The following is a 390-nucleotide window of genomic DNA, read 5'->3' as shown; positions in this document are numbered from 1 at the left end:
ACGGCTTGAGCCCTGTCGAATACAGGTCTCAAGCCGCTTAGGCTGGTTTTCATTATTTACCCTGTCTACTTGACGGGGAGCAGTTCAATACGGGTTCGTCTCTTTTGGTGTGAAGGGAAAAGGCATAGGGGGCTCGAATGATTCAGGAACGAATGTGTAAAGGGGAAATGAGCGTGAAAAAAGGATTGCTCTCGATCGGCGTGACTTGTCTCGTCTTGCTTGCATTGCACGCGACGCCGCAAGCGGCCCTCCGGACGTATGTCTGTCTGATGGGTCATCCCATTGCGGCACTCACGTCGCCGATTACAGATTATACGAGCAGGAAAGCCCATACCGGGCATAGCCCGCCTTTAGGCATGGGATGAACGTGAGTTCGGATGTGAAAAACAT

At 52.1% G+C, this 390-nt stretch carries 1 protein-coding gene; it reads left to right on the top strand.

The window, feature by feature from the left end:
• Positions 1-137 precede the first annotated feature (137 nt).
• Positions 138-365: a hypothetical protein gene (locus KNP76_RS15685; RefSeq protein ID WP_214845054.1), complete on the top strand. Its 228-nt coding sequence runs from the start codon at positions 138-140 to the stop codon at positions 363-365.
• Positions 366-390: the final 25 nt, after the last annotated feature.

This window comes from Exiguobacterium sp. s150 (genome assembly GCF_018618435.1).
GTDB classification, from domain to species: domain Bacteria; phylum Bacillota; class Bacilli; order Exiguobacteriales; family Exiguobacteriaceae; genus Exiguobacterium; species Exiguobacterium alkaliphilum.
Note: the sequence above shows the minus strand (reverse complement) of the source record. Positions and strands in the feature narration are given on the sequence as shown.

Excerpts from the sequence above, each read along its gene's own strand:
- KNP76_RS15685 (WP_214845054.1), top strand. The coding sequence starts at position 138 with ATGATTCAGGAACGAATGTGTAAAGGGGAAATGAGCGTGAAAAAAGGA.